Origin of the sequence: Alkalihalophilus lindianensis (assembly GCF_032843265.1) — a bacterium.
GTDB classification, from domain to species: Bacteria; Bacillota; Bacilli; order Bacillales; family Bacillaceae_D; genus Alkalihalophilus; species Alkalihalophilus lindianensis.
The window spans coordinates 1-238 of the sequence record NZ_JAWJBA010001001.1; the positions used below are offsets into that span (position 1 = coordinate 1).

Consider the following 238-nt stretch of genomic DNA (forward strand, 5'->3'; position numbering starts at 1 on the left):
GTCGTAAGCATAATGGTCGTGCCGCCGCCCGCAAGCTCCTTGACGGTATCCCAGACTTCAATTCGCGCTTCGGGGTCAAGCCCTGTCGTTGGTTCGTCGAGAAAAATGACTGCTGGTGTTCCAATCAGGCTCATGGCAATGTCAAGTCGGCGCTTCATCCCGCCGGAATATTTGTCCGCCCTGCGATTGGCCGCGTCATACTGGCTGAATCTTTCGAGCAGATTGTCAGCAACCTGAG

Annotated in this window: 1 protein-coding gene; it reads right to left on the minus strand. The window is 55.5% G+C overall.

The genetic code is table 11. The features are described 5' to 3' along the window. The coding region (locus tag RYX56_RS25135) for an ATP-binding cassette domain-containing protein (RefSeq protein ID WP_317124486.1) at positions 1-238 on the minus strand (238 nt) is incomplete at both ends.